The organism is Sphingopyxis sp. (genome assembly GCF_016463645.1).
Taxonomy (GTDB): Bacteria; Pseudomonadota; Alphaproteobacteria; order Sphingomonadales; family Sphingomonadaceae; genus Sphingopyxis.
The window spans coordinates 1-25,264 of record NZ_JAEMQX010000050.1 but is presented as its reverse complement, the minus strand read 5'-3'; the positions used below and the strand labels follow the sequence as shown (position 1 = coordinate 25,264).

General features: G+C 65.5%; 23 protein-coding genes. 18 read left to right on the top strand and 5 right to left on the bottom strand.

All coding sequences use genetic code 11. The features are described 5' to 3' along the window. Both JHC57_RS12010 and JHC57_RS12005 read left to right on the top strand, forming a co-directional pair. Positions 1 to 245: EAL domain-containing protein (locus JHC57_RS12010; protein ID WP_294030261.1), on the top strand; the 245-nt coding region annotated here is incomplete at its 5' end. Between the two features lie 166 nt (positions 246 to 411). Then, positions 412 to 996: a CHAP domain-containing protein gene (locus tag JHC57_RS12005; protein WP_294030260.1), complete on the top strand. Its 585-nt coding sequence runs from the start codon at positions 412 to 414 to the stop codon at positions 994 to 996. Between the two features lie 92 nt (positions 997 to 1,088). On the opposite strand, the gene JHC57_RS12000 is transcribed toward JHC57_RS12005, so the two are convergent. Both JHC57_RS12000 and JHC57_RS11995 read right to left on the bottom strand, forming a co-directional pair. Next, positions 1,089 to 1,349 (bottom strand): DUF3297 family protein, encoded by a 261-nt coding sequence (locus JHC57_RS12000; RefSeq protein WP_294030259.1) that lies wholly within the window; start codon positions 1,347 to 1,349, stop codon positions 1,089 to 1,091. Positions 1,350 to 1,438: 89 nt separating this feature from the next. Next, positions 1,439 to 3,763: a TonB-dependent receptor gene (locus tag JHC57_RS11995; protein WP_294030258.1), complete on the bottom strand. Its 2,325-nt coding sequence runs from the start codon at positions 3,761 to 3,763 to the stop codon at positions 1,439 to 1,441. A 396-nt stretch (positions 3,764 to 4,159) separates the two neighbouring features. Here JHC57_RS11995 and JHC57_RS11990 point away from each other — a divergent pair, with 396 nt between their 5' ends. Continuing rightward, a complete protein-coding gene (locus tag JHC57_RS11990; protein WP_294030257.1) occupies positions 4,160 to 5,098 on the top strand; it encodes a hypothetical protein in 939 nt (312 codons plus the stop codon). Positions 5,099 to 5,109: 11 nt separating this feature from the next. Continuing rightward, on the top strand, positions 5,110 to 6,744 hold the full coding sequence (locus JHC57_RS11985; RefSeq protein WP_294030256.1) for a ShlB/FhaC/HecB family hemolysin secretion/activation protein: 1,635 nt from the start codon (positions 5,110 to 5,112) through the stop codon (positions 6,742 to 6,744). Here JHC57_RS11985 and JHC57_RS11980 read toward each other — a convergent pair. Beyond that, entirely contained in the window at positions 6,716 to 7,192 is a 477-nt protein-coding gene (locus tag JHC57_RS11980) for a hemerythrin domain-containing protein (protein ID WP_294030255.1), read from the bottom strand. The genes JHC57_RS11985 and JHC57_RS11980 overlap by 29 nt on opposite strands. Before the next feature lie 337 nt (positions 7,193 to 7,529). Here JHC57_RS11980 and JHC57_RS11975 point away from each other — a divergent pair, with 337 nt between their 5' ends. The 7 genes from JHC57_RS11975 (at position 7,530) to JHC57_RS11945 (ending at position 18,059) form a co-directional block, all read left to right on the top strand. Then, entirely contained in the window at positions 7,530 to 8,714 is a 1,185-nt protein-coding gene (locus JHC57_RS11975) for a PepSY domain-containing protein (protein WP_294030254.1), read from the top strand. Next, a complete protein-coding gene (locus tag JHC57_RS11970; RefSeq protein ID WP_294030253.1) occupies positions 8,711 to 8,890 on the top strand; it encodes a hypothetical protein in 180 nt (59 codons plus the stop codon). The genes JHC57_RS11975 and JHC57_RS11970 overlap by 4 nt, the downstream gene beginning before the upstream one ends. 45 nt (positions 8,891 to 8,935) lie before the next feature. Next, positions 8,936 to 11,131, top strand: coding sequence for a TonB-dependent receptor (locus JHC57_RS11965; protein ID WP_294030252.1), 2,196 nt, complete (start codon positions 8,936 to 8,938; stop codon positions 11,129 to 11,131). A 148-nt stretch (positions 11,132 to 11,279) separates the two neighbouring features. Continuing rightward, the gene (locus tag JHC57_RS11960) at positions 11,280 to 12,170 is read left to right on the top strand and encodes a Ku protein (protein ID WP_294030250.1); all 891 of its coding nucleotides are present in this window, start codon (positions 11,280 to 11,282) and stop codon (positions 12,168 to 12,170) included. Further along, positions 12,170 to 12,667: an MgtC/SapB family protein gene (locus tag JHC57_RS11955; protein ID WP_294030249.1), complete on the top strand. Its 498-nt coding sequence runs from the start codon at positions 12,170 to 12,172 to the stop codon at positions 12,665 to 12,667. Before JHC57_RS11960 ends, JHC57_RS11955 begins: the two co-directional genes overlap by 1 nt. Further along, complete coding sequence (gene ligD, locus JHC57_RS11950) at positions 12,654 to 15,173, top strand: DNA ligase D (protein ID WP_294030248.1); 2,520 nt, start codon at positions 12,654 to 12,656, stop codon at positions 15,171 to 15,173. The genes JHC57_RS11955 and ligD overlap by 14 nt, the downstream gene beginning before the upstream one ends. 210 nt (positions 15,174 to 15,383) lie before the next feature. After that, entirely contained in the window at positions 15,384 to 18,059 is a 2,676-nt protein-coding gene (locus tag JHC57_RS11945) for a TonB-dependent receptor (RefSeq protein ID WP_294030247.1), read from the top strand. Between the two features lie 21 nt (positions 18,060 to 18,080). Here JHC57_RS11945 and JHC57_RS11940 read toward each other — a convergent pair whose 3' ends face one another. Continuing rightward, positions 18,081 to 18,941, bottom strand: coding sequence for an AraC family transcriptional regulator (locus JHC57_RS11940; RefSeq protein WP_294030246.1), 861 nt, complete (start codon positions 18,939 to 18,941; stop codon positions 18,081 to 18,083). Between the two features lie 122 nt (positions 18,942 to 19,063). Here JHC57_RS11940 and JHC57_RS11935 point away from each other — a divergent pair, with 122 nt between their 5' ends. The 3 genes from JHC57_RS11935 to JHC57_RS11925 all read left to right on the top strand — a co-directional run bounded on the left by JHC57_RS11935 (position 19,064) and on the right by JHC57_RS11925 (position 21,396). Continuing rightward, positions 19,064 to 19,837, top strand: a complete 774-nt coding sequence (locus JHC57_RS11935; protein WP_294030244.1) for an SDR family oxidoreductase — start codon at positions 19,064 to 19,066, stop codon at positions 19,835 to 19,837. 129 nt (positions 19,838 to 19,966) lie between these two features. Beyond that, a complete protein-coding gene (locus JHC57_RS11930) occupies positions 19,967 to 20,233 on the top strand; it encodes a hypothetical protein (RefSeq protein ID WP_294030243.1) in 267 nt (88 codons plus the stop codon). Continuing rightward, positions 20,230 to 21,396: a low temperature requirement protein A gene (locus JHC57_RS11925; RefSeq protein ID WP_294030242.1), complete on the top strand. Its 1,167-nt coding sequence runs from the start codon at positions 20,230 to 20,232 to the stop codon at positions 21,394 to 21,396. Before JHC57_RS11930 ends, JHC57_RS11925 begins: the two co-directional genes overlap by 4 nt. An 82-nt stretch (positions 21,397 to 21,478) precedes the next feature. On the opposite strand, the gene JHC57_RS11920 is transcribed toward JHC57_RS11925, so the two are convergent. After that, positions 21,479 to 22,399, bottom strand: a complete 921-nt coding sequence (locus JHC57_RS11920) for a LysR substrate-binding domain-containing protein (protein WP_294030241.1) — start codon at positions 22,397 to 22,399, stop codon at positions 21,479 to 21,481. A gap of 119 nt (positions 22,400 to 22,518) precedes the next feature. Between JHC57_RS11920 and JHC57_RS11915 the strand changes: the two genes are divergently transcribed. The 4 genes from JHC57_RS11915 (at position 22,519) to JHC57_RS11900 (ending at position 25,183) form a co-directional block, all read left to right on the top strand. Beyond that, complete coding sequence (locus JHC57_RS11915) at positions 22,519 to 23,385, top strand: pirin family protein (protein ID WP_294030240.1); 867 nt, start codon at positions 22,519 to 22,521, stop codon at positions 23,383 to 23,385. Positions 23,386 to 23,503: 118 nt separating this feature from the next. Further along, on the top strand, positions 23,504 to 24,136 hold the full coding sequence (locus JHC57_RS11910) for a hydrolase (RefSeq protein WP_294030238.1): 633 nt from the start codon (positions 23,504 to 23,506) through the stop codon (positions 24,134 to 24,136). A gap of 29 nt (positions 24,137 to 24,165) precedes the next feature. Next, positions 24,166 to 24,450: a GNAT family N-acetyltransferase gene (locus tag JHC57_RS11905; RefSeq protein WP_294030237.1), complete on the top strand. Its 285-nt coding sequence runs from the start codon at positions 24,166 to 24,168 to the stop codon at positions 24,448 to 24,450. Between the two features lie 52 nt (positions 24,451 to 24,502). Then, positions 24,503 to 25,183 carry a hydrolase gene (locus JHC57_RS11900; RefSeq protein ID WP_294030236.1) on the top strand — a complete coding sequence of 227 codons (681 nt, stop codon included), beginning with the start codon at positions 24,503 to 24,505 and terminating at the stop codon, positions 25,181 to 25,183. Positions 25,184 to 25,264 lie beyond the last annotated feature (81 nt).

Genomic DNA, 25,264 nt, shown 5'->3' with positions numbered 1-25,264 from the left:
TCGTCGTCGGCGCCGCCAAGGGCAGCATCGAATCGATCGCGATCATCCGCGCCGTGGTCGCGCTTGCCGACAGCCTCGGCATGCAGACGACCGCCGAGGGCGCCGAAACCGAGCTCGAGGTCGAAACGCTCCGCGGTTTCGGCTGCAGCAATATCCAGGGCTATTATTACGGCCGGCCGATGCCCGCGGGCGACGTGCTGACCCTGTTCCGTCGCCCCGACGATGTGACGACCGAGGCGGCCTGACGGCGCCCAGCCGAGCGCACCGCGCGACGAATTGAACAGCTTAACAAAAGGTTCCCCCGTCCACCGCATCATCGGCGCGACTCGTCGCTAGACGGGTGGTGGGCCGCGCAGACCGTGGCAAAGACGCTCCAACGCTTGAAGACAAGCCATCGGGGGGTCGCTTTCCATGCTTTATCGTCGCTATCTGGCAGCCGCCATCGCGTCTGTGATGACGATCACCGGCCTGCTCGCCAGCGCCCCCGCCGCGGCGCGCGACTATCTGCAGTGCGTCCCCTTCGCCCGCGCCGAATCGGGCGTCGAGATTCGCGGCAATGCCAAGACGTGGTGGTCGCAGGCCGCCGGCACCTATCAGCGCGGCGAAGAGCCCCGCAAGGGCGCCGTGATGGCCTTCGCCGGCACGCGCGGTATGCCGCTGGGCCATGTCGCCGTCGTCAAGAAGATCGTCAGCGACCGCGAAATCCTGATCGACCATGCCAACTGGTCGCCGATCAACGGCCGCCGCGGCCAGATCGAGCGCAACGTTCGCGTCGTCGACGTCAGCGACGACGGCGACTGGAGCATGGTCCGCGTCTGGTACGCGCCGATCGGCGACCTTGGCCTCCGCGCCAATCCCGTACAGGGCTTCATCTACGCCGACGGCGAACCCGATGCACCGAACGGGGCGCCGAGCTTCAAGGCGCCGGTCTGGGCGCAGAACGACTGGAAGCCCGGCAACGGCCTCGAAACCATTGCCGCCTCGCTCGGCCAGTAAGCCGCAAAAACAATCGGCAATCGCCGGTGCGCGCATAAAGAAAGCCCCGGATCGCCTCCGGGGCTTTCTTTAGGCGTCGAGACCTCGCAGCGTCAGGCGTCGCCACCTTCGTCGGCGACATCCTCGAACCAGGCCTCGACTGTACCCGACAGCTTGATCGTCATCGGCTGGCCGAAACGATCCTTCGACTTGCCCGCGGCGACGCGGATCCAGCCTTCCGAAATCGAATATTCCTCGACATCGGTACGTTCCTTGCCGTTGAAGCGGATCCCGATGCCGCGCTGCAACGTCTCCATATCGAAATGGGGCGAGCGCGGATTGGTCGACAGATGGTCGGGGGGCGTATCGGTCATGAACTGTTTTCCCAAAAAATGATGGCGCGGCCCTAGCGGGACCGCGCCACCATCGTCAATCGTTGAGCGGGCCGGTACCGCAAGTCCCCTCAGAAACCGGCCTTCAGCGTCACGAAGAATTGCTGCGGCGCGCCCGCGAGCAGGGTCTGCGCGTCGCCGCTGTTGGCAAAGCCGTTGGTGCCGATGGTCGACACATATTCCTTGTCGAACAGGTTCGTCGCATTCACCTGGATCGAGATGCGGTCGTTGAGGCGATAGCCGATGCTGGCGTCGACGATGACGAAACCGCCGACCTCGGCGTCATTCTCGTACGAATAATAGCGCTTCGACGTATAGTTCGCGGCCGCCCGCACGAAGAAGCTGCCCATGTCCCAGGTGATTTCGCCCTTCGCGAGATGCTTGGGCGAATTGACCACCGTCTTGCCCGCCGTCGCCGCCACCACCGCGCCCGCCGCGGTCACGACATCGTCCTGATATTGGGAGTCGTTGTAGGCGTATGACGCGAAGAGCGAGAGTTCGGGGGTGACGCGGAACGTCCCCGCCGCCTCGACTCCCCACGAGCGGACGTCGCCGACATTCTGCAGGATCGCCGGGTTGCCCTGAATGCCCGACCCGTTGGCAAAGGCGATGATGCGGTCCTTGAAGTCGACATAATAGCCCGCGATCACGCCCTGAAAGCGGGGCGACCTGGTACGGAAACCGATTTCGTAGGTCGTCGACGTCTCCGGCTTCAGGTCGAGTGCGTCGAAGCCCGCCTGCGTCGTCGCGAACGGACCGCCGGTCGCCGACGATTCATAGGCGCGCATATTCTCGGTATAGCTCGCGAATACCTCGTTATCGTCGTTGAGGCGATAGAGCAGGCCGGCCTGCGGCAGGAACCAGTCCTTCGCCTCGGTCTTGCCCGACGCCAGCCCGCCGCTGACGATCGGGGTAGCGAGGTTGGTGACGCGGAGGCCTTTCCAGCCGCCGTTGATCTGGAAGCTGCCGAGATCGAGCGTGTCCTGCACATGATATTGCAGCGTCTGGGTGTTGAAATCGAAATCCCACTGAGTCGCCAGCGGATCGGTCGGGAATGTCAGGCTGCCCCGGCTCGGTGCGCCCGTCGTGTCGTCGAGGCCATAGAAACGGCGCGCCTGGTTGAAGTCGTTATCCTCGTACCACATGCCGATTTCGAACTTGTTCGCGCCGACCTCGAACAGGCTGGAGGCGACGATGCCATAGCGTTCGATCTCATATTCGGTGGTGCGGATCGTCATCGGCGCGCCGCCCGGCGTGGTCACATAGGGGGTGAACCACAGGCCACGACCTTCGTTGCCGTGATAATAGCCGCTCGCCTTGAAGGTCCAATATTCGCCGAGCGGCGCTTCGACGCCGGCGCCGGCCAGCCAGTCCTTGCGCAGGCCCGCGGCGTCATAATAGGCGTCGTCGACGGTCGCGACCGGCGCGGGAAAGCTTTCGCCGATCCCGGCATAGGGCGCGACGAAGGGCGTGCCGAGCGGCAGCGACCCGTCGGCAACCGCCGCGTTATACGCTGCCCGCGCCGTCTGGTTCTGATAGATTTTGGCGACCTGCACCGCGAGATCCCAGTTCTTCGCGTAATTGTCCCAGTTGTAACCGAGGCGACCGATCATCTCGGCGCTGAGATCCTGATAGTCGTTCTCGCGGCGGTTCGAGTAGTTGACGAAACCGAAGAACTGGCCGTCGCCGACCGGCTGGACGATCCGCGCATTGACCTGATCCTGCCGCTGGACGCCGTTGCCCTTCCATTTGTCGGCGTCCTGCCAGGCATAGCTCAGCGACAGGCGCGGGCCGCCGGGCGCGATCTCGCCGCTGTCGACGCGGATGAAGGCGCGCTTGGTATCGTCGCTGCCATAGGTGCCCGACGCCTCGACACCCGGTTCGTCGGCGGGTTCGCGCGAGAAGAATTCGATCGTGCCGCCGAGATTGCTCGTGGACGCCGCGGCGAGCGAGCCCGCGCCCTGCGCGACTTCGACCTTGCCGATATTCTCGCTGATGATCGCGCGGCTGATGTGCAGGCCATTGTGATTGCCATAATTCATGTCGCCGAGCGGGATGCCGTCGAGCGTGAAGCCGAGCTGGTTCTGCGAAAAACCGCGGATCGAGATGCGCGCCGACCATTCATAGGCACCGAACGGGTCGGCCGCCTGAAAATTGACCCCGGGCAGCTTGTCGATCGCCTTCAGGGGGCTGATCCCCGCCACCTCGAGCGCGATGTCGGCGGCGCCCAGTTCCTGCACCTGCCGCGCCTGCCCCTGGCCGAGCACGACGATCTCTTCGACACCGGCGCCATCGGCGGCGTCGACCGCGACCTCTTCGGCGAAGGCCGGCGTCGCGGCGAGCATGGCGATCAAGGCGGCTCCGGTCCGCAGTCGGCCCCTGAATATGGTGGTCATTCGGTGAATCCCCTTTTCCCGGCACCGAAATGGCGCCCGGGTCGCGCGGGGATTAGGCGGGCGATATTGCGGCGCAGCGGCGAAGGCGTGACAGCGCAATGACGCAATGAAGAAAGATCGGCGGCAAATCGGTCATCGGCGAAGCGTCGCCCGGCCGTGCACCCAAACCGTTCCACAAGGGCACAGGTTCTCCGATTGTTGATCGAGGTTCAAAAAGAACCGAATATATATTCTAGTTAATATCGAGAATCAGAAATCGACAGATTTCCTAGAATACATCTAACTTACTAGTTTACATATCTGGTGAACGACAAAAAATACCAAAAAGTCGGGAACTTTTCTGTTTGCATGAGAATATCGGGCATCGGGACCAGAAGTGTAGGAAGGGGATGTCTCATGCCTTTGTCTCGTTTCGCAATCCATCCATCTCATCTCATCCTGATTCCGGCGTGCCTTGCACTCGCGGCGTGTGAATCGTCGGGCAGCTACCGTGTCGGCAGCGTCGGCAGCGGCGGTGCAACCGGCGCTGCGGGCCCTGCCGGACCCGCCGGCCCTACCGGAGCGACCGGGCCCGCCGGACCGGCAGGTAGCGGCCTCGGCCTCGGCGATGCCGGCGCGCTGGCGGTCGGCGGTCTCGTCGGCCCCGGCGGCATCGCGGGAACCGGCCTGCTCGCCAACACGGGCGATCCCGCCGCGACCAATCCGGTCATCGGCAATGTGCTCGTCAAGACGGGCGGTCTCGTCAATGTGATCGCCGACAAGAGCCTGTTGCTCGCCAGCGCGGTCGACAGCAAGGTTCCGGGCGACGCCAACCTCGTCGGGACCGTCGTCGGCGTGGTCAAGAACACCGGCGTCGCGCTCGTCCAGACGGGGAACGGCCAGCAGTATCTGGTCGACGGTCTTGCCGCCGCGCCCGGTCAGCTGATCACCGCGACGATCGGCGAGGCGACCGCGATCGGCAGCCCGACCGCCTCGCCGCTGATCGGCGCGAGCATCCTGTCGCCCGGGCAGACGGACGGCAGCCTGCTGACCGTCGGCGTCGGATCGGCGGGACAGCTCGTCACGCTGCAGCCCGGCACGGGCGGCAATCTGCTCGGCGGCGTTACCGGCGGGCTGACCGGCGGCACTCCCGGCAACCCGACCGGAACGCCCGTCACGCTGGTGAGCAATGTCGTCACGACTGCAACCGGCGCGCTCGGTCAGGTCACGAACGGCCTGACCGGCGGGACGACCGACGGCGGCGCGACCGTCGATCCGGTAACCGGCCTCGTCACCGGGGTCACCGGCACCGTCGGGGGCGTCCTCGGCGGACTGAAACCGAAACGCGGCAACTGAAGCAGCACCCGATGCGCCCATTGCGCAGCGCCTGTGCCGCGGCGGTCGCAGGAGCCCTGCTCCTCCCCGCCGCGGCGCTCGCGGCCCAACCGGCGGAGACGCCGCTCGACGGCCGTCCGCCCCTTGCCCCCGATCGCAGCCGCGACCCGCTTCCCGATCCGGAGGCGAAGCCACTTTCGCTCGGCAAGGTCGAACTCGGCGCGCAGTCCGACGTCACCGTCCGCGAGATCCGCTTCGTCGGCGCGGGGGTGCCTGCCAATGTCGCCCGCGCGGCGCAGCGCTTCGTCGGCAAGCCCGCTTCGTCGGAAAATCTCGCGAAACTCGCCGCGGCGATGACGCGCGCCTACAACCGGTCGAGCGTCGCGCTCTTCACCCTCGTCATTCCCGAACAGGATCTGTCCAGCGGCGTCGTCACCGTCGCCTCGGCCGAAGGCTATATCGGGTCGGTTACGCTGAGCGGCGAACGCGAGAGCGGCCCCGCGCCGCTCGTTGCGAAGATGGCGGGCGGCCTCGCCGGCCGGCGCCCGCTCCCCCGCGCCCGCTTCGAACGTGCGCTCGGCAATATCGCCGACCTTCCTGGAGTCACCGTCACCCCCTCACTCGCGCTCGGCGGCGAGCAGGGCGCGGTCGCGCTCGACCTCGCTGTCGACGCGAAAAAGCCGACCGTCGGGCTCGGCTTCACGACACGCACCAGCCAGTTCGTGAACGACGGCATCGTCGAGGCGAACGCACGCGGCACCAGCCTCCTGCGCAGCGGCGACGAAACGCGGCTCACCGGCGCCGCGGCGCTCGATTTCAGGTCGCTGCTCTATCTCGCGGCAAGCCATTCGACCCCGATCGGCGCCGACGGCACGCGCGCCGAGCTTTCGGGCGCCGCGCTGCGTACCCGGCCCCAAGGGCTCGCAATCGACGGCGAGGCGTGGAGCGCGGGCTTCGGTGTCAACCATCCGCTGATCCGCGCGTCGCGCCGCAATCTCGTCGCGTCCGGCCGCCTCGATTATCTCGATTCCAGGAATGCGCTGTTCGGCTCGACGATCGCCGCCGAAAAGACCTGGACGGCAAGCGGCAGCCTCGCCTTCCGCCTCAGCGAAGACCGTACCGTCATCGGCGCGCGCGTCGGCGGTGCCAAGGGGCTCGACTTCGCCGGCGCGCGCGTCGACCCCGGCGTGGGCGAGGTCGGCTTCGCCTATGCCGACGCCGCGATCGAGGCGAACCAGGCGATCGGCAAGGCGTTCGTGGTGCGAGCGGCCGCGACGGGACGCTGGACGCGCGACCGCCTGCCCGCGGCGCAACGTTTCAGCGTCGGCGGTGCGACGTTCGGCCGCGCTTTCGACGACGGGCTGGTCAGCGGCGACCGCGGCTATGCGGCGTTCGGCGAATTCGGCTTCCGTCCCCTGCGCGGCGGGCGCTTCTCGAAAAGCGAAATCTACAGCTTCATCGACTATGCCGACATCACCCTGGTCGGCCGCACCGCGATCCCGCGCACCGGCTTCGAGCTCGGTAGCTGGGGCGGCGGCATCCGCGTCGCCTATGCCGAGAATGCGACGATCGGGCTCGAACTCGCCGACCCGTGGAAACAGCCGGTTCCGGGATATGATCAGGGTCTGCGCGTCGCGTTCAGCTGGAAATTGTCACTTCGTCCGTGACCGGGGGGCCGAGCGCGGCGGCAGCGGCGTAAAGCTTGTCGACGAGCGGATAGAGTTCGCGCTCCTCGCGCTCGACCCGTGTCGCCAACATGCTGAAGATCGCGACGGTCTCGCGGCGGAATTCGGGCCAATGGGCGGCGACGCGCGCCGCCGTCCATTGCTCGTCATACGCGACATATTCCGCAGCGAGATCGCCCATTTCGAGTTCGAACTCGCGCGTGACGTGCATCAGCTCCCGATCGCCGGTCGCCCTCAGCCGCGGATAGAGAATCCAGTCCTCGCATTTCAGATGCCGTACCAGCGTCTCGCGAAGCAGCGCGCGCGCCGAAGCCAGTTCGGTCAGTTTCGACGGTTCGGGAGCCCTGATCAATTCGGTCACAACCCGCGCCAGCGCGACCAGCGCTGAATGTTCGGCGCGCAGTCGTTCTATTTCGCGGCTCAGGGGCATGGCTGCTCCATCGATACGAGCGGTCCCTCACCGCTGTTTTGAAGACACGGCAAAAGGAAATCAAATTGTTATTTGATAACGCCCGCGACGAAGAAAGGGTCCCGCATCGGAAATGCGGAGCGTTCGTTTCGGGCCTGCGTCGGGCTGGCAGCCGCTCATCGACCGGGCGATCGAACGCTTCGCGGCGGCATTGCATCGTCGAGGTGCCCGCGATGGCCCATTCGATGGCATAGCTGGCCCGAACGGCGGGGTTTGCCGGGTAAATCCGGTTGTCAATTTCGGGGTCACGCCATAGGGCGCTATTGATTTTTCTTCGCAATAGCAGCAGCCTCTCGACATGCAACGCGCGACCATCCGGACATGGTTCCTCATCCACAAATGGACGAGCATCGTCTGCACCGCCTTTCTGCTGATGCTGTGTGTCACCGGCCTGCCGCTGATCTTTCACGACGAGATCGACGAACTGACCGAAGAAACGCCGCATTATGGCATGCCCGGGGTCGGATCGTCGGGCGAGGCCCCTGGCCTCAGGCCGCTCGACGAAATGCTGGCCAAGGCGCTCGCGGCGCGGCCGGGCGAAGTCCCCGTCTTCATGGCGTTCGACAATGAACAGCCGTCGATGACGGTCACCACCGCGCCCCGCGCCGATTCGCCCGCCACCGACATGACGATCCAGATCCTCGATCGTTCGACCGGCGCAGCGACCTCGACCGTCGACGAAAGCGGCGTGATGCACTTCCTGCTCCAGCTCCACACCGACATGTTCCTCGGCCTGCCCGGCATGCTCTTTCTCGGGCTGATGGGGCTGTTCTTCGTGATCGCGATCGTCTCGGGGGTCGTGCTCTATGCGCCCTTCATGAAAAAGCTCGACTTCGGCACGCTGCGCACCTCGCGCAGCCGCCGCGTCAAATGGCTCGACTATCACAATCTGCTCGGCATCGTCGCGCTCGCGTGGATGACGGTCGTCGGCGCGACCGGGGTGATCAACGCGCTCGCGACCCCGATCTTCGAATATTGGCAGCGGACCGAGCTGGCCGAGATGACGAAGGCCTATGACGGCAAGGGCGCGGTGCCCCCCGAAAATTACGGCTCGATCGACAAGGCGATGGCGGCGGCGCGCCGGGAGATTCCCGGCAACAATCCGCAGTTCATCGCCTTCCCCGGCGGCGCGTTCAGCAGCAAGCATCATTATGCCGTCTTCTTTCAGGGCGACACGCCGCTCACCGAACATCTGCTCACCGCGGCGCTGATCGATGCCGAGACGGGCGCCTTCACCGACGCGCGCCCGATGCCCTGGTATGCGAAGGCGCTCGCGCTGTCGCAGCCGCTGCACTTCGGCGATTATGGCGCGCTGCCGCTCAAGATTCTCTGGGCGATTCTCACTCTCTTCACGATGATCGTCCTCGGCTCGGGCCTCTATCTCTGGCTCGGCAAGCGCCGCTTCGGCACCGACGCGCTGGTGCGCGAGGTCGAGAGCGGCGGCACGCTGGTTCCCGGCATTGCCGGAGCACCCGCCGAATGAGGAAACGCCAAGGCCTCCGCGCGATCTTCGCCGTCCCGCTGCTGCTCGCACTCGCCAGCCTTGTCGGCCTCGTCGTCGCGCTGACCGGCGATGGCTGGCGCGACGCGATCTCATGGGCGCTGCTCGCCATACCGATATTGGCCGCCGGCTGGGCGATGCGCGCCCGCCGCACCTGAAATGTGACGCGCGGGGTAGGACCGCGCCTGAAAAGGGGAATATCCGTGACCACATCGACCTTCCGCACCGCGCTCGGCCTCTCCGCAGCCAGCGCCGTGCTCATCCTCGCCGCGCCCGCCATGGCGCAGGACGCGAGCGCCGCCGACGATATCCTCGTCACCGCGCAGCGCAATAACCGGACCGAGGTCACCGCTGGCGGTAACGTCGGCATCTTCGGCGCGAAGGCGGCCGAAGACGTCCCGTTCAACATCCGCAGCTATAATGAGGCGCTGATCCTCAACCAGCAGCCCGACACGCTCGGCGAGCTGCTCGAAAACGACCCGACGATCCGCACCACATTGGGCTTCGGCATTTCCGGCGAGGTCTTCGTGATCCGCGGCTTTGCGCTCAGTTCGGACGATGTCGGTTTCGACGGCCTCTATGGCATCACCCCGCGTCAGCTGGTCGTGCCCGAGCTCTTCTCGTCGGTGCAGGTGATCAACGGCGCCAGCGCCTTCGTCAACGGCGCGGCGCCAAGCGGCGGCGGCATCGGCGGCAGCGTCAATCTGATCCCCAAGCGGGCGGAACGCGACCTGTCGCGCGTCACGCTGGGTTTCGTCGGCGATTCGCAATTCGCCGGCGCCTTCGACGTCGCCCGCCGCTTCGGCGATAACGACGCTTGGGGCGTTCGCGTCAACGGGTCGGTGCGCCGCGGCGACATCGCGATCGATGACGAATTCCATTCCTCCTATGTGCTTGGCGGCACCGTCGACTATGACGGCGGCGCCTTCCGCGCCTCGCTCAACGTCAATTACCAGCGGCTGCGCCAGTCGAACTGGCGGCCCAAGATCACCGTCAGCACCGCCATCCCCAAGGCCCCCGGCGCGAGCGTCAACTATGCCCAGCCGTGGGCCGCGATCGAGACCGAGGATGTCTTCGGCTCGCTCAGCCTCGAATATGACATCGCCGACAATGCGCTGCTCTATGCCCGCTTCGGCGCGCGCGACGGGCGCGAGGACCAGATCACCAGCTCCTTCACCCTGCTCGACCCGGTGACCGGCGCGGGCAGCGGCACCGGCTCCTGGGTGCCGCGCACCGATAATAATGAATCGGCCGTCGCCGGACTGCGCGTCAACCTCGAAGCCGGCGGCATCAGCCACGAGATCAATTTCGGCGCCGCCGCGAGCTGGCAGGTCAACCGGAACGCGTTCGACTTTTTTTCCGGCACTTTCGCCAATAACCTTTACGATCCCGTCGACGTGCCGCGCCCTGCGACCGGCTTCGTCGGCGGCGACATCGACGATCCCTTTCCGATCGGCCGCACGCGCGTCGCCAGCCTGTTCGCGTCGAACACGATCGGTTTCTGGGAGGACCGCATCCTCCTGACCGGCGGGCTCCGCCTCCAGCAGATCCGGACAAAGGGCTATGCCTATAGCGACGGCCCGGGCGTCCAGGCAGGGGACCTGACCAGCTCCTACAAGGAAGATGCCGTGACCCCGGTCGTCGGTCTCGTGATCAAACCGGTCGAAGGGCTCTCGCTCTACGCCAACCGCATCGAAGGGCTCGAACAGGGCCAGACCGCGCCGCCGACCGTCGCCGACCCCGCGGGCGGCCCCGACATCATCGTCACCAACGGCGGCGAAGTGCTGCCGCCCTATGCCTCGGTGCAATATGAAGTCGGCGGCAAGTTCAGCTTCGGCCGCTTCAACGCCGCGCTCGCCTGGTTCCAGATCGATCGCCCCAATTCGGACTACCGCGTCAATCCGTCCGCGCCGGGCGAACTGATCTTCGGCCCCTTCGGTGTCCAGCGCAACCGCGGGGTCGAATTCACCTTCGACGGCGAGCCGGTTCAGGGCCTGCGGCTGATCGGCGGCGTCGCCGTCAACGATCCGAAGCTGCGTCGAACCCCCGGCGAGACCAATCAGGGCAATGACGCGCCGGGCATCCCCGAATGGACCGCCAACGCCAACATCGAATGGGACCTTCCCTTTGCACCCGCGCTGACGCTGACCGGCCGCGTCGTCCACACCGGCAAGCAGATGGCGAACCAGGCGAACACGCTCGAACTCGGCTCGTGGACGCGCTTCGACCTTGGCGCGCGCTATGTCGCGGTGGTCGGCGACAAGCCGCTGACATTGCGTTTCGGCGTCGATAATGTGGCCAACAAGCGCTATTGGGCGTCGGCGTTCAGCAGCTTCGGCACCCAATTGCTGCAGGGCACCCCGCGCACTTTCAAGGCGTCGGCATCGATCGACTTCTGACGGGGCCCGCATGGCATAAGCGCCATCGACGGCGCCACCGCCTCGAAGCGATCCCCGCCCACCGGCCACAAGGCACGCTGGACGGAACCCCCACGCCGCCCCGAACATTTGGACTCCGACTCCGAATGAGGCAGCGAAAGGGAGTGCCATGGCCGCACGCGCCTATTGGAAGGGACAGATCCGGCTCGCGCTGGTGTCGATCCCCGTCGAAATCTATGCCGCGACCAGATCGGGCGCCGCGATCAGCTTTCGCCAGATTCACGAACCGAGCGGCAAGCCGGTCAAATATGAGAAGGTCGTGCCCGGCATCGGGCCGATCGACACCGACGACATCGTCAAAGGCTATGAGATGTCGAAGGGCAATTATGTCCTGCTCGACGAGGAGGAGATCGAGGCGGTCAAGCTCGAGAGCAAGCGCACGCTCGAGCTGCTCCAGTTCGTCGACGCGGGCGACATCGACATCCTCTATTATGCCAAGCCCTATTATGTCGTCCCCGCCGACGAACTCGCCGAGGAAGCCTATATCGTCCTGCGCGAGGCGCTGAAGCGCACGAAGAAGGTCGGGCTCGGCCAATTGTCGATCCGCGGGCAGGAACAGCTCGTCGGGCTGCGCCCGTGCGGCAAGGGCCTCGTGCTCGAAGTGCTGCGCTATGCCGACGAAGTGAACAAGGCGGCCAATTATTTCCGCGACGTCGGCACCGGCAAACCCGACGCCGACCTGCTCGACCTCGCCGAAACGCTGATCGACAAGAAATCGGGCAAGTTCGACGCGTCGGACTATCACAATCATTATGTCGATGCGATCAAGCGCGTGATCGCGAAAAAGGCAAAAGCCAAAGGCAAGCGCGTGCTCGAGGATGTCGAGGAGCCCGGCCCGGTCGGCGGCGGTTCGAACGTCATCGACCTGATGGCGGCGCTGAAGGCGTCGGTCGAGGGCAGGAAAAAAACGTCCGCGAGCGACACGAAGAAAGCCCCCGCGAAAAAGACCCCGGCGAAAAAGGCGCCGGCCAGAAAAACCTCCGAACGCAAGCGCGCCTGATGGAGCTCAACGACGCCCTGTGGCTGGAAACGATCGACACGCAGGTGCTGCTGCGCCTCGGCGTCGCGACGCTCGTCGGACTCGTCCTCGGGCTCGACCGCGAGCTCAAGGGCTATGACGCCGGGCTGCGCACCCACGGGCTCGTCGCGCTGAGCGCATCGCTGATGACCGTCGTCGCGATCGCGCTCTATTACCAGCTCGGCGGCCCGCAATCGCGAGTCGACCCGCTCCGCGTCATCGAAGGCATGGCGGCGGCGGTCGGCATCATCGCCGCGGGGCTGATCATCGTCAAAGGCGGCGAGGTACGCAACCTCACCACCGCCGCGCATATCTGGCTGACCGCGGCGATCGGCATCGCGAGCGGGGCGGGCTATTTCGCGGTGGTGCTGATCGGCGCGGCGCTCGCGCTCGTGCTGCTCGTCCTGCTCCGTTTCGTCGAGCGCCGCCTGCCCGAAGTGGAGGACGGCCCGGAGAGGAGTGAGGATGCGCCGCGCTGACCCCCTTGCCCAATATAACGCCAAGCGCGATTTCAAGCTGACCCCCGAGCCCGCGGGCAAGGTCGAGAAGGGCGCCAAAAAGGACAAGGGGGGCAACCGCTTCATCGTCCAGAAGCACGACGCGACGCGGCTCCATTACGACTTCCGGCTCGAAGTCGATGGCGTGCTCAAGAGCTGGGCGGTGACCAAGGGCCCGAGCGCCGATCCCGCCGACAAGCGCCTCGCGGTGCGCACCGAAGATCATCCGATGAGCTATGCCGATTTCGAAGGCGTGATCCCCAAGGGCGAATATGGCGGCGGCACCGTGATGCTCTGGGACCGCGGCACCTGGGCGCCGGTCGAAGGCAAGAGCGCGAAGGACATCGAAAAAGGCCACCTCCATTTCACCCTCGACGGCGAGCGGATGAAGGGCGAATGGCTGCTCGTCCGCATGAAGCCGCGCGGTGGCGAGAAGCGCGAGAACTGGCTGCTCCGCAAGGTCGACGATGCCTTCGCGGGCGGCACCGACGATCTCGTCGGGCGCCAGCTCACGAGCATCCTCACCGGCCGCACCATGGCCGAGATCGCCGCCGACGCGGGCGGCGAGCAATCGCTGAAGGGCGCCAAGGGCGAGGCCTTCGCAAAGAAAATGACGGCGGCCGCCGCGCACAACCGCAAGGTCGCCAAGGCGAAACCGAAAGCCAGGCCGCCCGCATTCCGTCCGCTCCAGCTCGCGACGCTCGTGGACGCGGTGCCGTCGGGCAACGGCTGGTTCCACGAGATCAAATATGACGGCTACCGCGCCCAGATCGCCGCATCGGGCCGCGACGTGCGCGTCTACACCCGCAGCGGCCTCGACTGGACCGACAAGTTCGCCCCGCTCGTCCGCCACATCGCCGCGCTGGACCTGCCGCCCTGCCTGATCGACGGCGAGATCGTCGCCTATGACGGCGAGGGCAACCCCGACTTTTCCTCGCTGCAGGCGGTGCTGAAACGCGGCCACGGCGCGCAGGACGAGGCGACCGCGCTCCATTTCTTCGCTTTCGATCTCATTGATGAAGGCGGCAAGTCACTCGCGAAACTTGGCAATCTCGAACGCAAGGAACGGCTCGAAGCGCTGCTCCGCAATGCCAAGGCGCCGATCGCGGTCGCCGATCATGTCATCGGCGCCGGCGAGACGCTCTACAGTGCGATGTGCGGCGCCGGGCAGGAAGGCATCATCTCGAAACGCGCCGACGCCGCTTACGTCGGCCGTCGCACCAAAAACTGGGTAAAGGTCAAATGCACGCGCCGGCAGGAATTTGTCATCGTCGGCTGGAAACCGTCGTCGACGAAGGCGCGCCCTTTCTCTTCGCTGCTGCTGGCGCAATATGAGGGCGATACGCTCGTCTACAAAGGCAATGTCGGCACCGGCTTCGACGGCGGCAGCCTCGCCGGTCTTGCGAAGACCTTCGCGCGGCTCGAACGCAAGACCGCGCCCCTCGCGGTCGACAAGGTCGCCGCGCGCAAGGTCCATTGGCTCAAGCCCGAGCTCGTCGCCGAGATCGCCTTCGCCGAAATCACCGCGGGCGGATCGGTGCGCCATGCGAGCTTTCTCGGGCTCAGGAGCGACAAGGAGGCGAAGCAGGTGACCCCCGAAGTGAAGCAACCCGCCCCGGAAGCGGAAAGCGATGTGAAGATCAGCAGCCGCGACCGCGTGATCTTTCCCGAAGCGAAGGCGACCAAGGGCGACCTCGCCGACTATTATGCCGCCGTCGCCCCGCTCATGCTCGCGCATATGGCGCGCCGCCCGGTCAGCCTCGTTCGCTGTCCGCAGGGACGCGCGAAGAAATGCTTCTTCCAGAAGCATGATTCGGGCTCGTTCGGCGATCATGTCCGTCACGTCCCGATCAGGGAGAAGGACGGCGGGCACGAAGATTATATCTATGTCGAGGACGCCGACGGAGTGCTCGCCTGCGTCCAGATGGGGACGATCGAATTCCACGGCTGGGACAGCCATGTCGATGACGTCGAAGCGCCCGATCGCATGGTGTTCGACCTCGACCCCGACGAGGGGCTCGATTTCGCCGATGTGAAGAAGGCCGCGCTCGACATACGCCGCCAGCTCGCCGACATCGGCCTCGTCAGCTTCGCGATGCTCTCGGGCGGCAAGGGCGTGCACGTCGTCGTGCCGGTGGGTCCCGGCCACAGCTGGGACGCGCACAAGGATTTTTCGAAACGCTTCGCCGAAGCGCTGAGCCTTGCCGAACCCGACCGCTATGTCGCGACGATGAGCAAGGCGAAACGCAAGGGAAAGATCTTCATCGATTATCTGCGCAACCAGCGCGGCAGCACCGCGATCATGCCCTGGTCGGCGCGCGCACGCGAACAGGCTCCCGTCGCGGTGCCGATCGGCTGGGACGCGCTTGCCGACGTCGAAAAGGCGGGGCAGTGGACGATCGGGGACGCCGACGAACTGCTCGAACGCGCCGCGAGCGCCGACCTCAAGGGCTGGGGCTTTGCCAACCAGCCATTGCCCCGGTTCTGACCCGGTCAGGCGCGAGTCGCCGCGTCCGAATTGGTTAGCAACCTACTAAGCATTCTTATAATACCAATTAGGTACCAAAAATACCTATGCGGCGCCTTGAACGGATATAAATTCGCGACGGAGCGATATTGACCGAAAAATTGGTCCGTATAAATTCCCCTTCAAATCAGCAGATATAGTTGATTGGCATCCATGAGGAGGGATTTTTATATGACCAATGCCCGATATTGGCTCGCTTCGGCGAGCATTGGTACGATGCTTCTTACAGCATCCGCGGCGCAGGCGCAGACCACATCCCCCGCCGCCGATGCGGCGGCCGAGAGCGAAATCGTCGTCACCGGCATCCGCGGCTCGCTTCGCGAGGCGATCGACGCGAAGCGCGACCTGTCGGTGATCGCCGACGTTGTCACCGCCGAGGATGTCGGCAAATTCCCCGACAAGAATGTCGCCGAGGCGCTCCAGCGTGTTCCCGGCATCGTCGTCAACCGCGAGTTCGGCGAAGGCGAGCGCGTCTCGCTGCGCGGCACCGCGCCGAACCTCACCAAGACGCTGCTCAACGGCCACAGCGTCGCGACCGCCGACTGGTTCATCCTCGATCAGGTCGCCTCGACGCGCAGCTTCAACTATCTGACCCTGCCCGCCGAGATCATCGGCCGGCTCGAAGTCTACAAGAGCCCGCAGGCCGACGTCGAGGAAGGCGGGGTCGGCGGCACGATCAACGTCATCACGCGCAACCCGCTCGACCTCGACCCGCTCACCCTCTCGGCGTCGGCGCAGGCCGCCTATTCGGATCTCTCTGGCAAGGTCGATCCGCAGCTCTCGGGCCTCGTCAGCTGGAAGAACGCCGACGAGACCTTCGGCGTGCTTTTGGGCGCGATCTACCAGAAGCGGCGCACGCGTCGCGACGGGCTCGAAATCTTCGGCTACCGCTCCTTCCCCGTCGGCGGCGGGCAGGACGCGCTCGTCCCGACCCTGATCGGCTCGACGATGTTCGAACAGGACCGCGAACGCTACGGCGCCAATATCGGCATCCAGTTCCGTCCCTCGGACGAGCTCGAAATCAATATCACGGGCCTCTATTCGCGCTTCAACGCCGACAATTTCAACCAGAATTACATCGCCTGGGGCGAACAGGCGCTCGGCGGCGGCGGGACGATCAGCAATGCGGTCGTCCGCGATGGCGTCGCGGTCTCGGGCGATATCGCGTCGGCGAACGGCGGCACGACGGGCTTCGGCGTCGTTTATGACGCGATCGACCGGCAGGCGGTCGCCAAGACCGTGTCGGCCGACCTCGACCTGACGTACCGCCCGACCGACAGCCTGTCGGTCCATTTCAAGGCAGGCTGGACCAAGGCGAACGGCGACACGAGCAACGAGAATTTCATGGAATTCGCGGGACCCGGCGCGTTCAGCTACGATCTCACCAGCGGCCGGCCCGAAGTGAGCTTCGCGAATCCCGACCCGCTCGATCCCGCGGGCATCCGCCCCGACTTCGGACGCATCCAGTCGGTCACCAACGACGATGAAGAGAAATATGTCTATTTCGACGTCGAGAAGGAACTCGAATGGGGGCCACTCACCGCGCTCAAATTCGGGTTGAAATATACCGACCACGACCGCGTCGCCGAACGCTTCGCGACCAACGGCGGCGTCTTTACCCCCGGCCTGCGCTGCAACGGCGCGCCGTGCACCGCGGCCGATTTCGCGACCGGCGGCGGCATGCCCGGCGATTTCCTCGACAATATCGCATCGCCCGGCACGCTCACCGATTACTGGCGGGTCGATCCCGCGAAGCTGCGCGCGATCTATGGCGCGTCGACGTCGCCGGGAAACGATCGCTTCCTCGTCCCCGGCAACAGCTATTCGATCAATGAAAAGGCGTGGGGCGGCTATGGCCTCGCCAAACTCGGCGGCGACGGCTGGCGCGGCAATGTCGGCGTGCGCGTGATCGAAACGAAGCAGACGTCGGACGGCTTCATCATCGGCGGGGCGAATCCCGAATTCACCAACCCGTTCGGCGGCTTCACCCCGTCGCGCGCGAAACGCTCCTACACCGACATTTTGCCGAGCGCGAACCTGTCGATCGACCTGTCGGAGCAGATGGTACTGCGCTTCAGCGCGGGCAGGACAGTGACGCGCCCCGATTTCGTAGACATCACACCCGGCGTCGACCTCAACGGCACCTTGCTCACGGGCCGCGGCGGCGACCCGAACCTGAAACCCTTTCGCGCCAATCAGCTCGACCTGTCGTTCGAATGGTATCCCGACCGCGAGACGATCGTCGCGCTCGCCGCCTTCTACAAGGATATCGAATCCTACATCGTCAACACGACCTCGACCGAAATCCTGCCGAGCGTGTTCGTGCCGGGGTCGGAGCCCGCGGGCTGCGTCGCGGCGCCCGGCGGCAATCCCAACCTCTTCGACTGCCCCTATCAGATCAACCGGCGCAGCAACGGCGGCGGCGGGCGCAACCAGGGCTTCGAATTCCAGGTGTCGCGCCCGATCTGGGGCGGCTTCGGCGCGGTGGTCAACTACACCTATTCGGACGCCAAGGCGAACAATGGCGACCCGATCCCCGGCAACTCGAAACATTCGCTCAACCTGACGGGCTATTACGAGAACGACCTCGTCAGCGCGCGGCTCTCGTACAACTACCGGTCGAAATTCTTCATCGATATCGACCGCGCGGCGCCGCTCAATCAGGCCGCGCTGTCGTCGCTCGATGCGTCGGTCAGCGTCAACATCACCGACAATATCGCGCTCACCGCCGACGCGATCAACCTGACCAACGAGAAGATCGAGCAATATTCGGGCACCCGCGACCGCCCACGCGCCATCTATGACAACGGCCGCCAATTCTATGTCGGCGCGCGGCTGAAGTTCTGATCCGGCGGGTCGCTGACCGCGCTATCGTGCCGCGGCACGGTAGCGCGACGGCGGCACCCCGAAGCGCCGTGCAAAGGCGGTCGCGAAATGGCTGGGCGACGCAAAGCCCGTCGCCAGCGCGATCTCGGTCACCGGCTCCGCACCGTGCCAGAGGCGCCGCGCCGCTTCGTCGAGCCGCGCCCGCATCACATATTGCCAGGGCGACAGCCCGAACGCGTCGCGAAAGGCGCCGGTGAAGCGCCGCTCGTCCATCCCGACCAGCGCCGCGAGCCCGGCAAGGCTGTGCCCGGCGTCGAGCTGTCCGCGGATCGCATCGGCAAGGCGGTTGCGATCCGACGCCGACAGCGCACGGCGGTCCGCGATCCGTTCGCGATGCCCGTATCGCTGGCACAAATGCCGTTCGAGCGCTTCGCCGATCTCGTGCGACGCCATCCGCGCCAGATCGTCGGCGCGTGGCATCAGTTCGAACAGCCGCTCCGCCGCGCGGAAGAGAAAATCGTCGCGATGCCGGACCCGCGCCGTCAGCGGCGCATCGGAAAGCAGCGCCGTCGGCACGCTCAATTCGACGAACTCCGCGCGCTCGCCCTGCGCCAGCGCGGCATAGCGGCACGCCGCGGGAATCATCCACACATCGCCGCGCGCCGGCAACACCGGCCCCGACGGACCGACCGAAAATTCGCATTCCATCCGGTCGAGCCGGCCGCCGAGATGAACGACGATGACATGATCATCTTCCTCGAACGCCCAGTCGGTCGGCGCTTCGAGATTTTCGGCGGCAGCGAGCACGCCGAACGGCCCGATCCGCGCCTGATGCCGTGCGACGACGTCGCGCGCCGAGCGCGGTCTGATGCCGTCCCATATAGCCGGCGTGGCTTCGGTCACTCCACCCACCTTGCGAGTTCCCACGACTCGCCATGACGATATCCGAAAACTGCGCCGGAATTTGAAAGCGGACAAGGCGAAAGCGGCTTAGCCTTGGATAAACAACGACCAAGGAGACCGAAATGGCCGATCACAGCATCATGGGTAAGACCGTCCTCATCGCCGGCGGCGGCAAGAATCTGGGCGGGCTGATCGCGCGCGACCTCGCGGAACAGGGCGCCAGGGCGATCGCGATCCATTACAACAGCGCGTCCTCGGCGGCGGAGACCGAAGCCACGCTCGCCGCGGTCCGCGCCGCGGGCGCCGAGGCGGTCGCCTTCCAGGCCGATCTTACCTCTGCGGCGGCGATGGAAAAGCTGTTCGCCGACACGATCGCCGCCGTCGGTCGCCCCGACATCGCGATCAACACCGTCGGCAAGGTGCTGAAAAAGCCCTTCACCGAAATCAGCGAGGGCGAATATGACGAGATGACCGCCGTCAATTCCAAGACCGCCTTCTTCTTCCTCAAGGAAGCCGGCAAACATGTGAACGACAATGGCAAGGTCTGCACGCTCGTGACCTCGCTGCTCGGCGCCTATACGCCCTTCTACGCCGCCTATGCGGGGACCAAGGCGCCGGTCGAACATTTCACCCGCGCCGCGTCGAAGGAGTTCGGGGCGCGCGGTATTTCGGTGACCGCGATCGGCCCCGGCCCGATGGACACCCCCTTCTTCTACCCTGCCGAGGAAGCCGACGCGCAGGCCTATCACAAATCGGCCGCGGCGCTGTCGGGCTTCTCGAAGACGGGACTGACCGACATCGAGGATATCGTGCCGTGGATCCGCATGCTGGTGTCCGACGGCTGGTGGATGACCGGCCAGACGATCCTCGTCAACGGCGGCTACACGACCAAGTGACCCCTCCCCCGGTCGCCGCCCGGCGGCCGGGACAGGCGGGCGGATGGCGAACCGGGGCGCCATCCGCCCCTCTTTTCGGACATGCGGCCGCGGCGTAAGCTGGCGGCAAATCAGCTGGGGGATTCGATCATGCACATGTTGTTGGTCATCACGGGCGGCGCGGTGCTGCTCGGGCTGTTTCTGCTCTTCGGCCATCTGTGGGGCGGGACGCGCCCCGACCTCGCGCTCGCCGCCAGATATTTCATTCCCGTCTGGCTGGCGGTTGTGCTGCTGAACATGTGGGTCGGCGTCACGAAAGCCGGCTATTCGGTGCGCGAGGAATTGCCGATCCTGTTCATCGTCTTCCTGATACCCTCCGCGCTGGCGGCCATCGCGATCTGGCGCCTTTCGCGATGACGGGACACGCCCGCGCGATGCTGCGCGATCGCGACGGCCATCATGCCCGCGTGACTTTCGAAGAGCTGTTCTTCGATCTCGTCTATGTCTTCGCGGTCACCCAGCTCAGCCACACGCTCCTTCATCACCTCAGCCTCGTCGGGGCGCTTGAAACGTTGATCCTCTGGTTCGCGGTCTGGCTCGGCTGGCAATATACCTGCTGGGTCACCAACTGGTTCGATCCCGAACATCCGAGGCTGCGCAGCTTTCTCTTCGTCCTGATGCTGCTGGCGCTGGTGATGGCGGCCGCGATTCCGGACGCCTTCGGCGACAAGGGGCTCGTCTTCGCGGGCTGCTTCGTCGCGATTCAGCTCGGCCGCACCCTTTTCGTGCTGTCCCAGCTCGACCGCGCCGCGCCGCTCACCGCCAATTACCGCCGCATAGCGGCCTGGTTCATCCTCTCGGGCTGTTTCTGGATCGCCGGCGCGCTTGCCGGGCACGAGCTGCGGCTCGCACTCTGGGCGATCGCCATCCTCATCGAATATGTCGCGCCGATGACCGGCTTCGCCTTTCCCGGGCTCGGACGATCGCGCACGAGCGAGTGGACGATCGAGGGCGGCCACCTCGCCGAGCGATGCCAGCTCTTCGTCATCGTCGCGCTGGGCGAGACCCTGCTCGCGACCGGCGCGACGCTCGCGCGCGGCGAGGCGTGGAGCACTCCACTCCTCTCGGCGCTCGGCGCGACCTTCCTCGGCACGCTCGCACTCTGGTGGCTCTATTTCGGTACCTCGAGCAAGGATGCGACCGCCAAGATCACGACATCGGACGACCCCGGCCGCATCGGCGCCTGGTTCAACTATGTCCACGCGATCCTCGTCGCGGGCATCATCGTCTGCGCGGTCGGCAACGATCTCGCGATGGAGCACCCCGACGGCCACGCCAGCCTGCCGCAGGTTCTGGTGATCGCCGCCGGGCCCGTGCTCTATCTCGCGGGCAGCGCCATCTACCGCCGCGTCGTCTATGGCCGCATCCCGGCCTCGCACCTCGCCGGAATCGCGGCCGCCCTCGCGCTTGCCCCGATCGGGCTCAACGCCAATCTGCTCGTCATGGGGTGGTGCACGACGCTGCTTCTCGCCGCGGTCGCGATCTGGGAAAGCCGGACGCGGCGCACGGCACCGGCCTAAACCCGGGAAGCGGCGGCCACGCCTCCGCCGCAATCGGTGTCCGGTTCCGGATGACGCGCCTTTTGCTCCGAATGAAAGAGCTTCAACCATTCAGTTCGCGCACCGCGATCGCGCGTTGGATGGCGCATTCGCGGGCAAAATGGTCGAGGAGCGCTCGCACGGACGGCAGCAACCCCCGGCGCGACGGAAAAACCGCATGGACGACGGCGGCTGGAGGCCGCCAGTCGGGCAGTATATGGACGAGATTCCCCGCCTTTACATCCGGCCAGACAAGAAGCGTCGGGAGCTGCACGATACCGAGACCTTCGAGGGCGGCCGCGCGCAACGTCGCCATGTCGTCGGTCACGATGCGGGGATTGTGTCGAACGCTCGCCCTTTGGCCCTCACGGCCTTCCAGTTCCCAAAAATGTTCCTTCCGTGCCGGCCCGAGATCGAGACTCGGCAAGCCATTGAGATCGGCGGGGGAGGACAAGGGCGCGGCCAGCAGTTCGGGGCTGGCGACAAGGCATTGATGGCTGTCGTCGAGCTTGCGCATGACAAGGCCCGTGTCGTCGAGAGGCGGGAAGCGAACGCGGATCGCCAGGTCGAATCCTTCGGCGATCACATCGACCGGGCGATTCAAACTTTTCAGATTCACCTCGACCGCCGGGTTGTCCCTGACGAAGCGCGCGATGAGGCTGCCGAACTGGAATTGCAGCAGGCCGACTGGACACGCCATGCGAACCACCCCGCGCGGCTCCGCGCGCAATTCGGCGATCGCCTGTTCGGCGGCCTCGGCCTCGACGAGCATCGCGGCGCAATGGCGGTAGAATTCCTGCCCGACCTCGGTGACCGAGAAGCGACGTGACGAACGGTTGAGCAGGCGAGCGCCGAGCCGCTCCTCGAGTTCGATGATGCGGCGGCTCAGTTTGGACTTGGGTTGACCGATGGCGCGCGCGGCGGGCGCGAAGCCTCCATGATCAACCACTTGCACGAAATAATAGAGATCGTTGAGGTCCTGCATCGTCCTGTTGATAGGACGCTGCGTCCGATTTCTCAATCTTTCGGCGCCAGCGTCGCAGGAGCATCTTCATTCCAAGCCCGGAGCGCTCGTTCGGAGTCGCTCCGCCGGGAGAATGAACGATGACCAAGACGATTCTCGGCCGCTACGGCAATGATCGCGGCCACTGGGTGGGCGATGGTTTCCCCGTCCGCTCGCTCTTTTCCTACAACACGCTGGGACAGCACATCAGTCCCTTCCTGCTGCTCGACTATGCGGGGCCGCATTATTTCAGCCCCACGACCGAGCGGCGCGGCGTCGGACAGCATCCGCATCGCGGCTTCGAAACCGTGACCATCGTCTATGACGGCGAGGTCGAACACAAGGATTCGGCCGGCAACGGCGGCGTGATCGGCGCTGGCGACGTCCAGTGGATGACCGCCGCGGGCGGCATCCTGCACGAGGAATATCACTCGCCGGCCTTCGCCAGGACCGGAGGGCCGTTCAAGATGGTGCAGCTCTGGGTCAATCTGCCCGCCAAGGACAAGATGGCGCCGGGCGGATATCAGGCGATCGTCAACGCCGACATCCCGGTCGTCGACCTGCCCGATGGCGCGGGCGTGGCGCGCGTGATCGCCGGCGATTTCGGCGGGAACAAGGGCCCGGCGAAGACGTTCACGCCGATCAATGTGTGGGACATGCGCCTGACCCGCGATGCCGACATCACGCTGGCGCTGCCCGACGGCCACACCGCAATGCTGGTCGTGCTGGGCGGGCATGTGACCGTCGAGGGCGAACATCGGGTCGGCGAGGCCGAGATGCTGATGCTCGGCCGCGACGGCGATTCCGTGCAGGTTCGCGCGGACGGCGACGCGACGCTGCTCGTGCTGACCGGCGAGCCGATCGACGAGCCGATCGTCGGCTACGGCCCGTTCGTCATGAACAGCGAGGCCGAAATCCGACAGGCGATCGACGACTTCAACAGCGGCAAGTTCGCGCAAGCGGCCTGACGCTGCGGCCCGGCTCTTCTCCCTCCCCCCAAAGAGCCGGGCCATTTTTACGGGGACGGACGGCGTCCGGCCGGTCCCCGGGATTCGACAAGGGCGCATCCGAAGAAAGGAACGAGCCATGACCAGCGAAGCGATCCGCGACCCGAATACCGACCATTTGCTGACCCCGCAGAATTCGGCCTTCATCATCATCGACTATCAACCGATACAGGTATCCTCGATCCGGTCGATCGACCGGCGCGAGCTGGTCTTCAACATCGTCAGCACCGCGAAAGCGGCGGTGAACTATGATCTTCCGATCGTCCATTCGACGGTCAACGTCCAAAGCGGCCGCAACAAGCCGCCGATCCCCGAAATCCAGGCCGTGCTCGGCCATCTCCCGACCTATGACCGCACGACGATCAACAGTTGGGAGGATATCGAGTTCCGGCGCGCGGTCGAGGAAACCGGACGCCGCAAGCTGATCATGACGGCGCTGTGGACCGAAGCTTGCCTGGCGTTTCCGGCGCTCGACGCCCTCAAGGAAGGCTATGAGGTCTATGTCGTCGCCGACGCGGTGGGCGGCACCTCGGTCGCCGCGCACGAGGCGGCGCTGCGCCGCATAGAACAGGCGGGCGGCAGGCTGATCAGCAAGACGCAGCTCTATTGCGAGCTGCAGCGCGACTGGGCGCGCGAGGAGTTTGTTCCGGGCTTCATGCATGTGTTCGAGAACTGGGACGGGTCGAATCCCGAAAAGGACTTCAGGGACTGACCCGACCGGGCACGACAAAGGAGGATGCGATGGCCGAAGTGATCCACGAGCGCGACGCGCATCGATACAGGCTGGCGATCGACGGCAGCGACGATGCGGCGCTCGCCTATTACCGGATCGACGACAACGGCCATCGCGTCCTGACCCATACCGAGGTTCCCTATGAATTTTCGGGTAGGGGCCTTGCCTCGGAACTGGCCCGGGCGGTGTTCGACGATGCGCGCGAAAGCGGCGCAAAACTGGTGCTGCAATGCCCTTTCATGGCGGGCTGGTACGCACGCCACCCCGAATATCGGGACGTCGTCGCCGGATGAAGGCGGCATCCGGACAAGCCCGATCCGCTCCGGACACGAAGGAACTCCTGACATGACAAAGCCCGCAAACTTCAATGGCGCCCGCCCGGTGATCGAACGGGATGATGCGGCGATGCTGCTGATCGACCATCAGAGCGGCCTGTTCCAGACCGTTGCCGACATGCCGATGCCGGTCCTGCGCAACCACGCGGCCGCGCTCGCGAGAATGGCGACGCTGACCAATATGCCGGTGATCACCACGGCCTCGGTGCCGCAGGGGCCGAACGGCCCGCTGATCCCCGAGATCCACGCGAACGCCCCGCACGCGAAATATGTCGCGCGCCGGGGTGAAATCAACGCGTGGGACAATCCCGACTTTGTCGCCGCGGTCGAGGAAACCGGCCGCAGGACGCTGATCGTCGCGGGCACGATCACCAGCGTCTGCATGGCCTTCCCGTCGATCAGCGCGGTGCAGGAAGGGTACAAGGTGTTCGCCGTCGTCGACGCGTCGGGGACCTATTCGAAGATGGCGCAGGAAATCACTCTCGCGCGCATCGTCCAGGCGGGCGTCGTGCCGATGGACACCGCCGCCGTTGCCTCCGAACTGCAACGCACCTGGCACCGTGATGACGCCGCCGAGTGGGCCGACGTCTATACGAAGATCTTCCCGCCCTATCAGCTCCTCATCGAAAGCCATGCCAAGGCGCAGCAGGTTGCGAACGAGCACGAGATGCTCGATTCTCAGCGCGGCTGAACGTCCGTCAAATATGCGATGACCGCTTCGAAGCCGATGCTCCGGGGCGGTCTTTCCGCTTGCGCCTACCCGACCCCCCGC

What these genes read in the sequence shown, in the direction of transcription:
- JHC57_RS12005 (WP_294030260.1), top strand. Translation starts at nt 412, where the DNA reads ATGCTTTATCGTCGCTATCTGGCAGCCGCCATCGCGTCTGTGATGACG.
- JHC57_RS12000 (WP_294030259.1), bottom strand. Translation starts at nt 1,349, where the DNA reads ATGACCGATACGCCCCCCGACCATCTGTCGACCAATCCGCGCTCGCCC.
- JHC57_RS11995 (WP_294030258.1), bottom strand. Translation starts at nt 3,763, where the DNA reads ATGACCACCATATTCAGGGGCCGACTGCGGACCGGAGCCGCCTTGATC.
- JHC57_RS11990 (WP_294030257.1), top strand. Translation starts at nt 4,160, where the DNA reads ATGCCTTTGTCTCGTTTCGCAATCCATCCATCTCATCTCATCCTGATT.
- JHC57_RS11985 (WP_294030256.1), top strand. Translation starts at nt 5,110, where the DNA reads ATGCGCCCATTGCGCAGCGCCTGTGCCGCGGCGGTCGCAGGAGCCCTG.
- JHC57_RS11980 (WP_294030255.1), bottom strand. Translation starts at nt 7,192, where the DNA reads ATGCCCCTGAGCCGCGAAATAGAACGACTGCGCGCCGAACATTCAGCG.
- JHC57_RS11975 (WP_294030254.1), top strand. Translation starts at nt 7,530, where the DNA reads ATGCAACGCGCGACCATCCGGACATGGTTCCTCATCCACAAATGGACG.
- JHC57_RS11970 (WP_294030253.1), top strand. Translation starts at nt 8,711, where the DNA reads ATGAGGAAACGCCAAGGCCTCCGCGCGATCTTCGCCGTCCCGCTGCTG.
- JHC57_RS11960 (WP_294030250.1), top strand. Translation starts at nt 11,280, where the DNA reads ATGGCCGCACGCGCCTATTGGAAGGGACAGATCCGGCTCGCGCTGGTG.
- JHC57_RS11955 (WP_294030249.1), top strand. Translation starts at nt 12,170, where the DNA reads ATGGAGCTCAACGACGCCCTGTGGCTGGAAACGATCGACACGCAGGTG.
- ligD (WP_294030248.1), top strand. Translation starts at nt 12,654, where the DNA reads ATGCGCCGCGCTGACCCCCTTGCCCAATATAACGCCAAGCGCGATTTC.
- JHC57_RS11945 (WP_294030247.1), top strand. Translation starts at nt 15,384, where the DNA reads ATGACCAATGCCCGATATTGGCTCGCTTCGGCGAGCATTGGTACGATG.
- JHC57_RS11935 (WP_294030244.1), top strand. Translation starts at nt 19,064, where the DNA reads ATGGCCGATCACAGCATCATGGGTAAGACCGTCCTCATCGCCGGCGGC.
- JHC57_RS11930 (WP_294030243.1), top strand. Translation starts at nt 19,967, where the DNA reads ATGCACATGTTGTTGGTCATCACGGGCGGCGCGGTGCTGCTCGGGCTG.
- JHC57_RS11925 (WP_294030242.1), top strand. Translation starts at nt 20,230, where the DNA reads ATGACGGGACACGCCCGCGCGATGCTGCGCGATCGCGACGGCCATCAT.
- JHC57_RS11920 (WP_294030241.1), bottom strand. Translation starts at nt 22,399, where the DNA reads ATGCAGGACCTCAACGATCTCTATTATTTCGTGCAAGTGGTTGATCAT.
- JHC57_RS11915 (WP_294030240.1), top strand. Translation starts at nt 22,519, where the DNA reads ATGACCAAGACGATTCTCGGCCGCTACGGCAATGATCGCGGCCACTGG.
- JHC57_RS11910 (WP_294030238.1), top strand. Translation starts at nt 23,504, where the DNA reads ATGACCAGCGAAGCGATCCGCGACCCGAATACCGACCATTTGCTGACC.
- JHC57_RS11905 (WP_294030237.1), top strand. Translation starts at nt 24,166, where the DNA reads ATGGCCGAAGTGATCCACGAGCGCGACGCGCATCGATACAGGCTGGCG.
- JHC57_RS11900 (WP_294030236.1), top strand. Translation starts at nt 24,503, where the DNA reads ATGACAAAGCCCGCAAACTTCAATGGCGCCCGCCCGGTGATCGAACGG.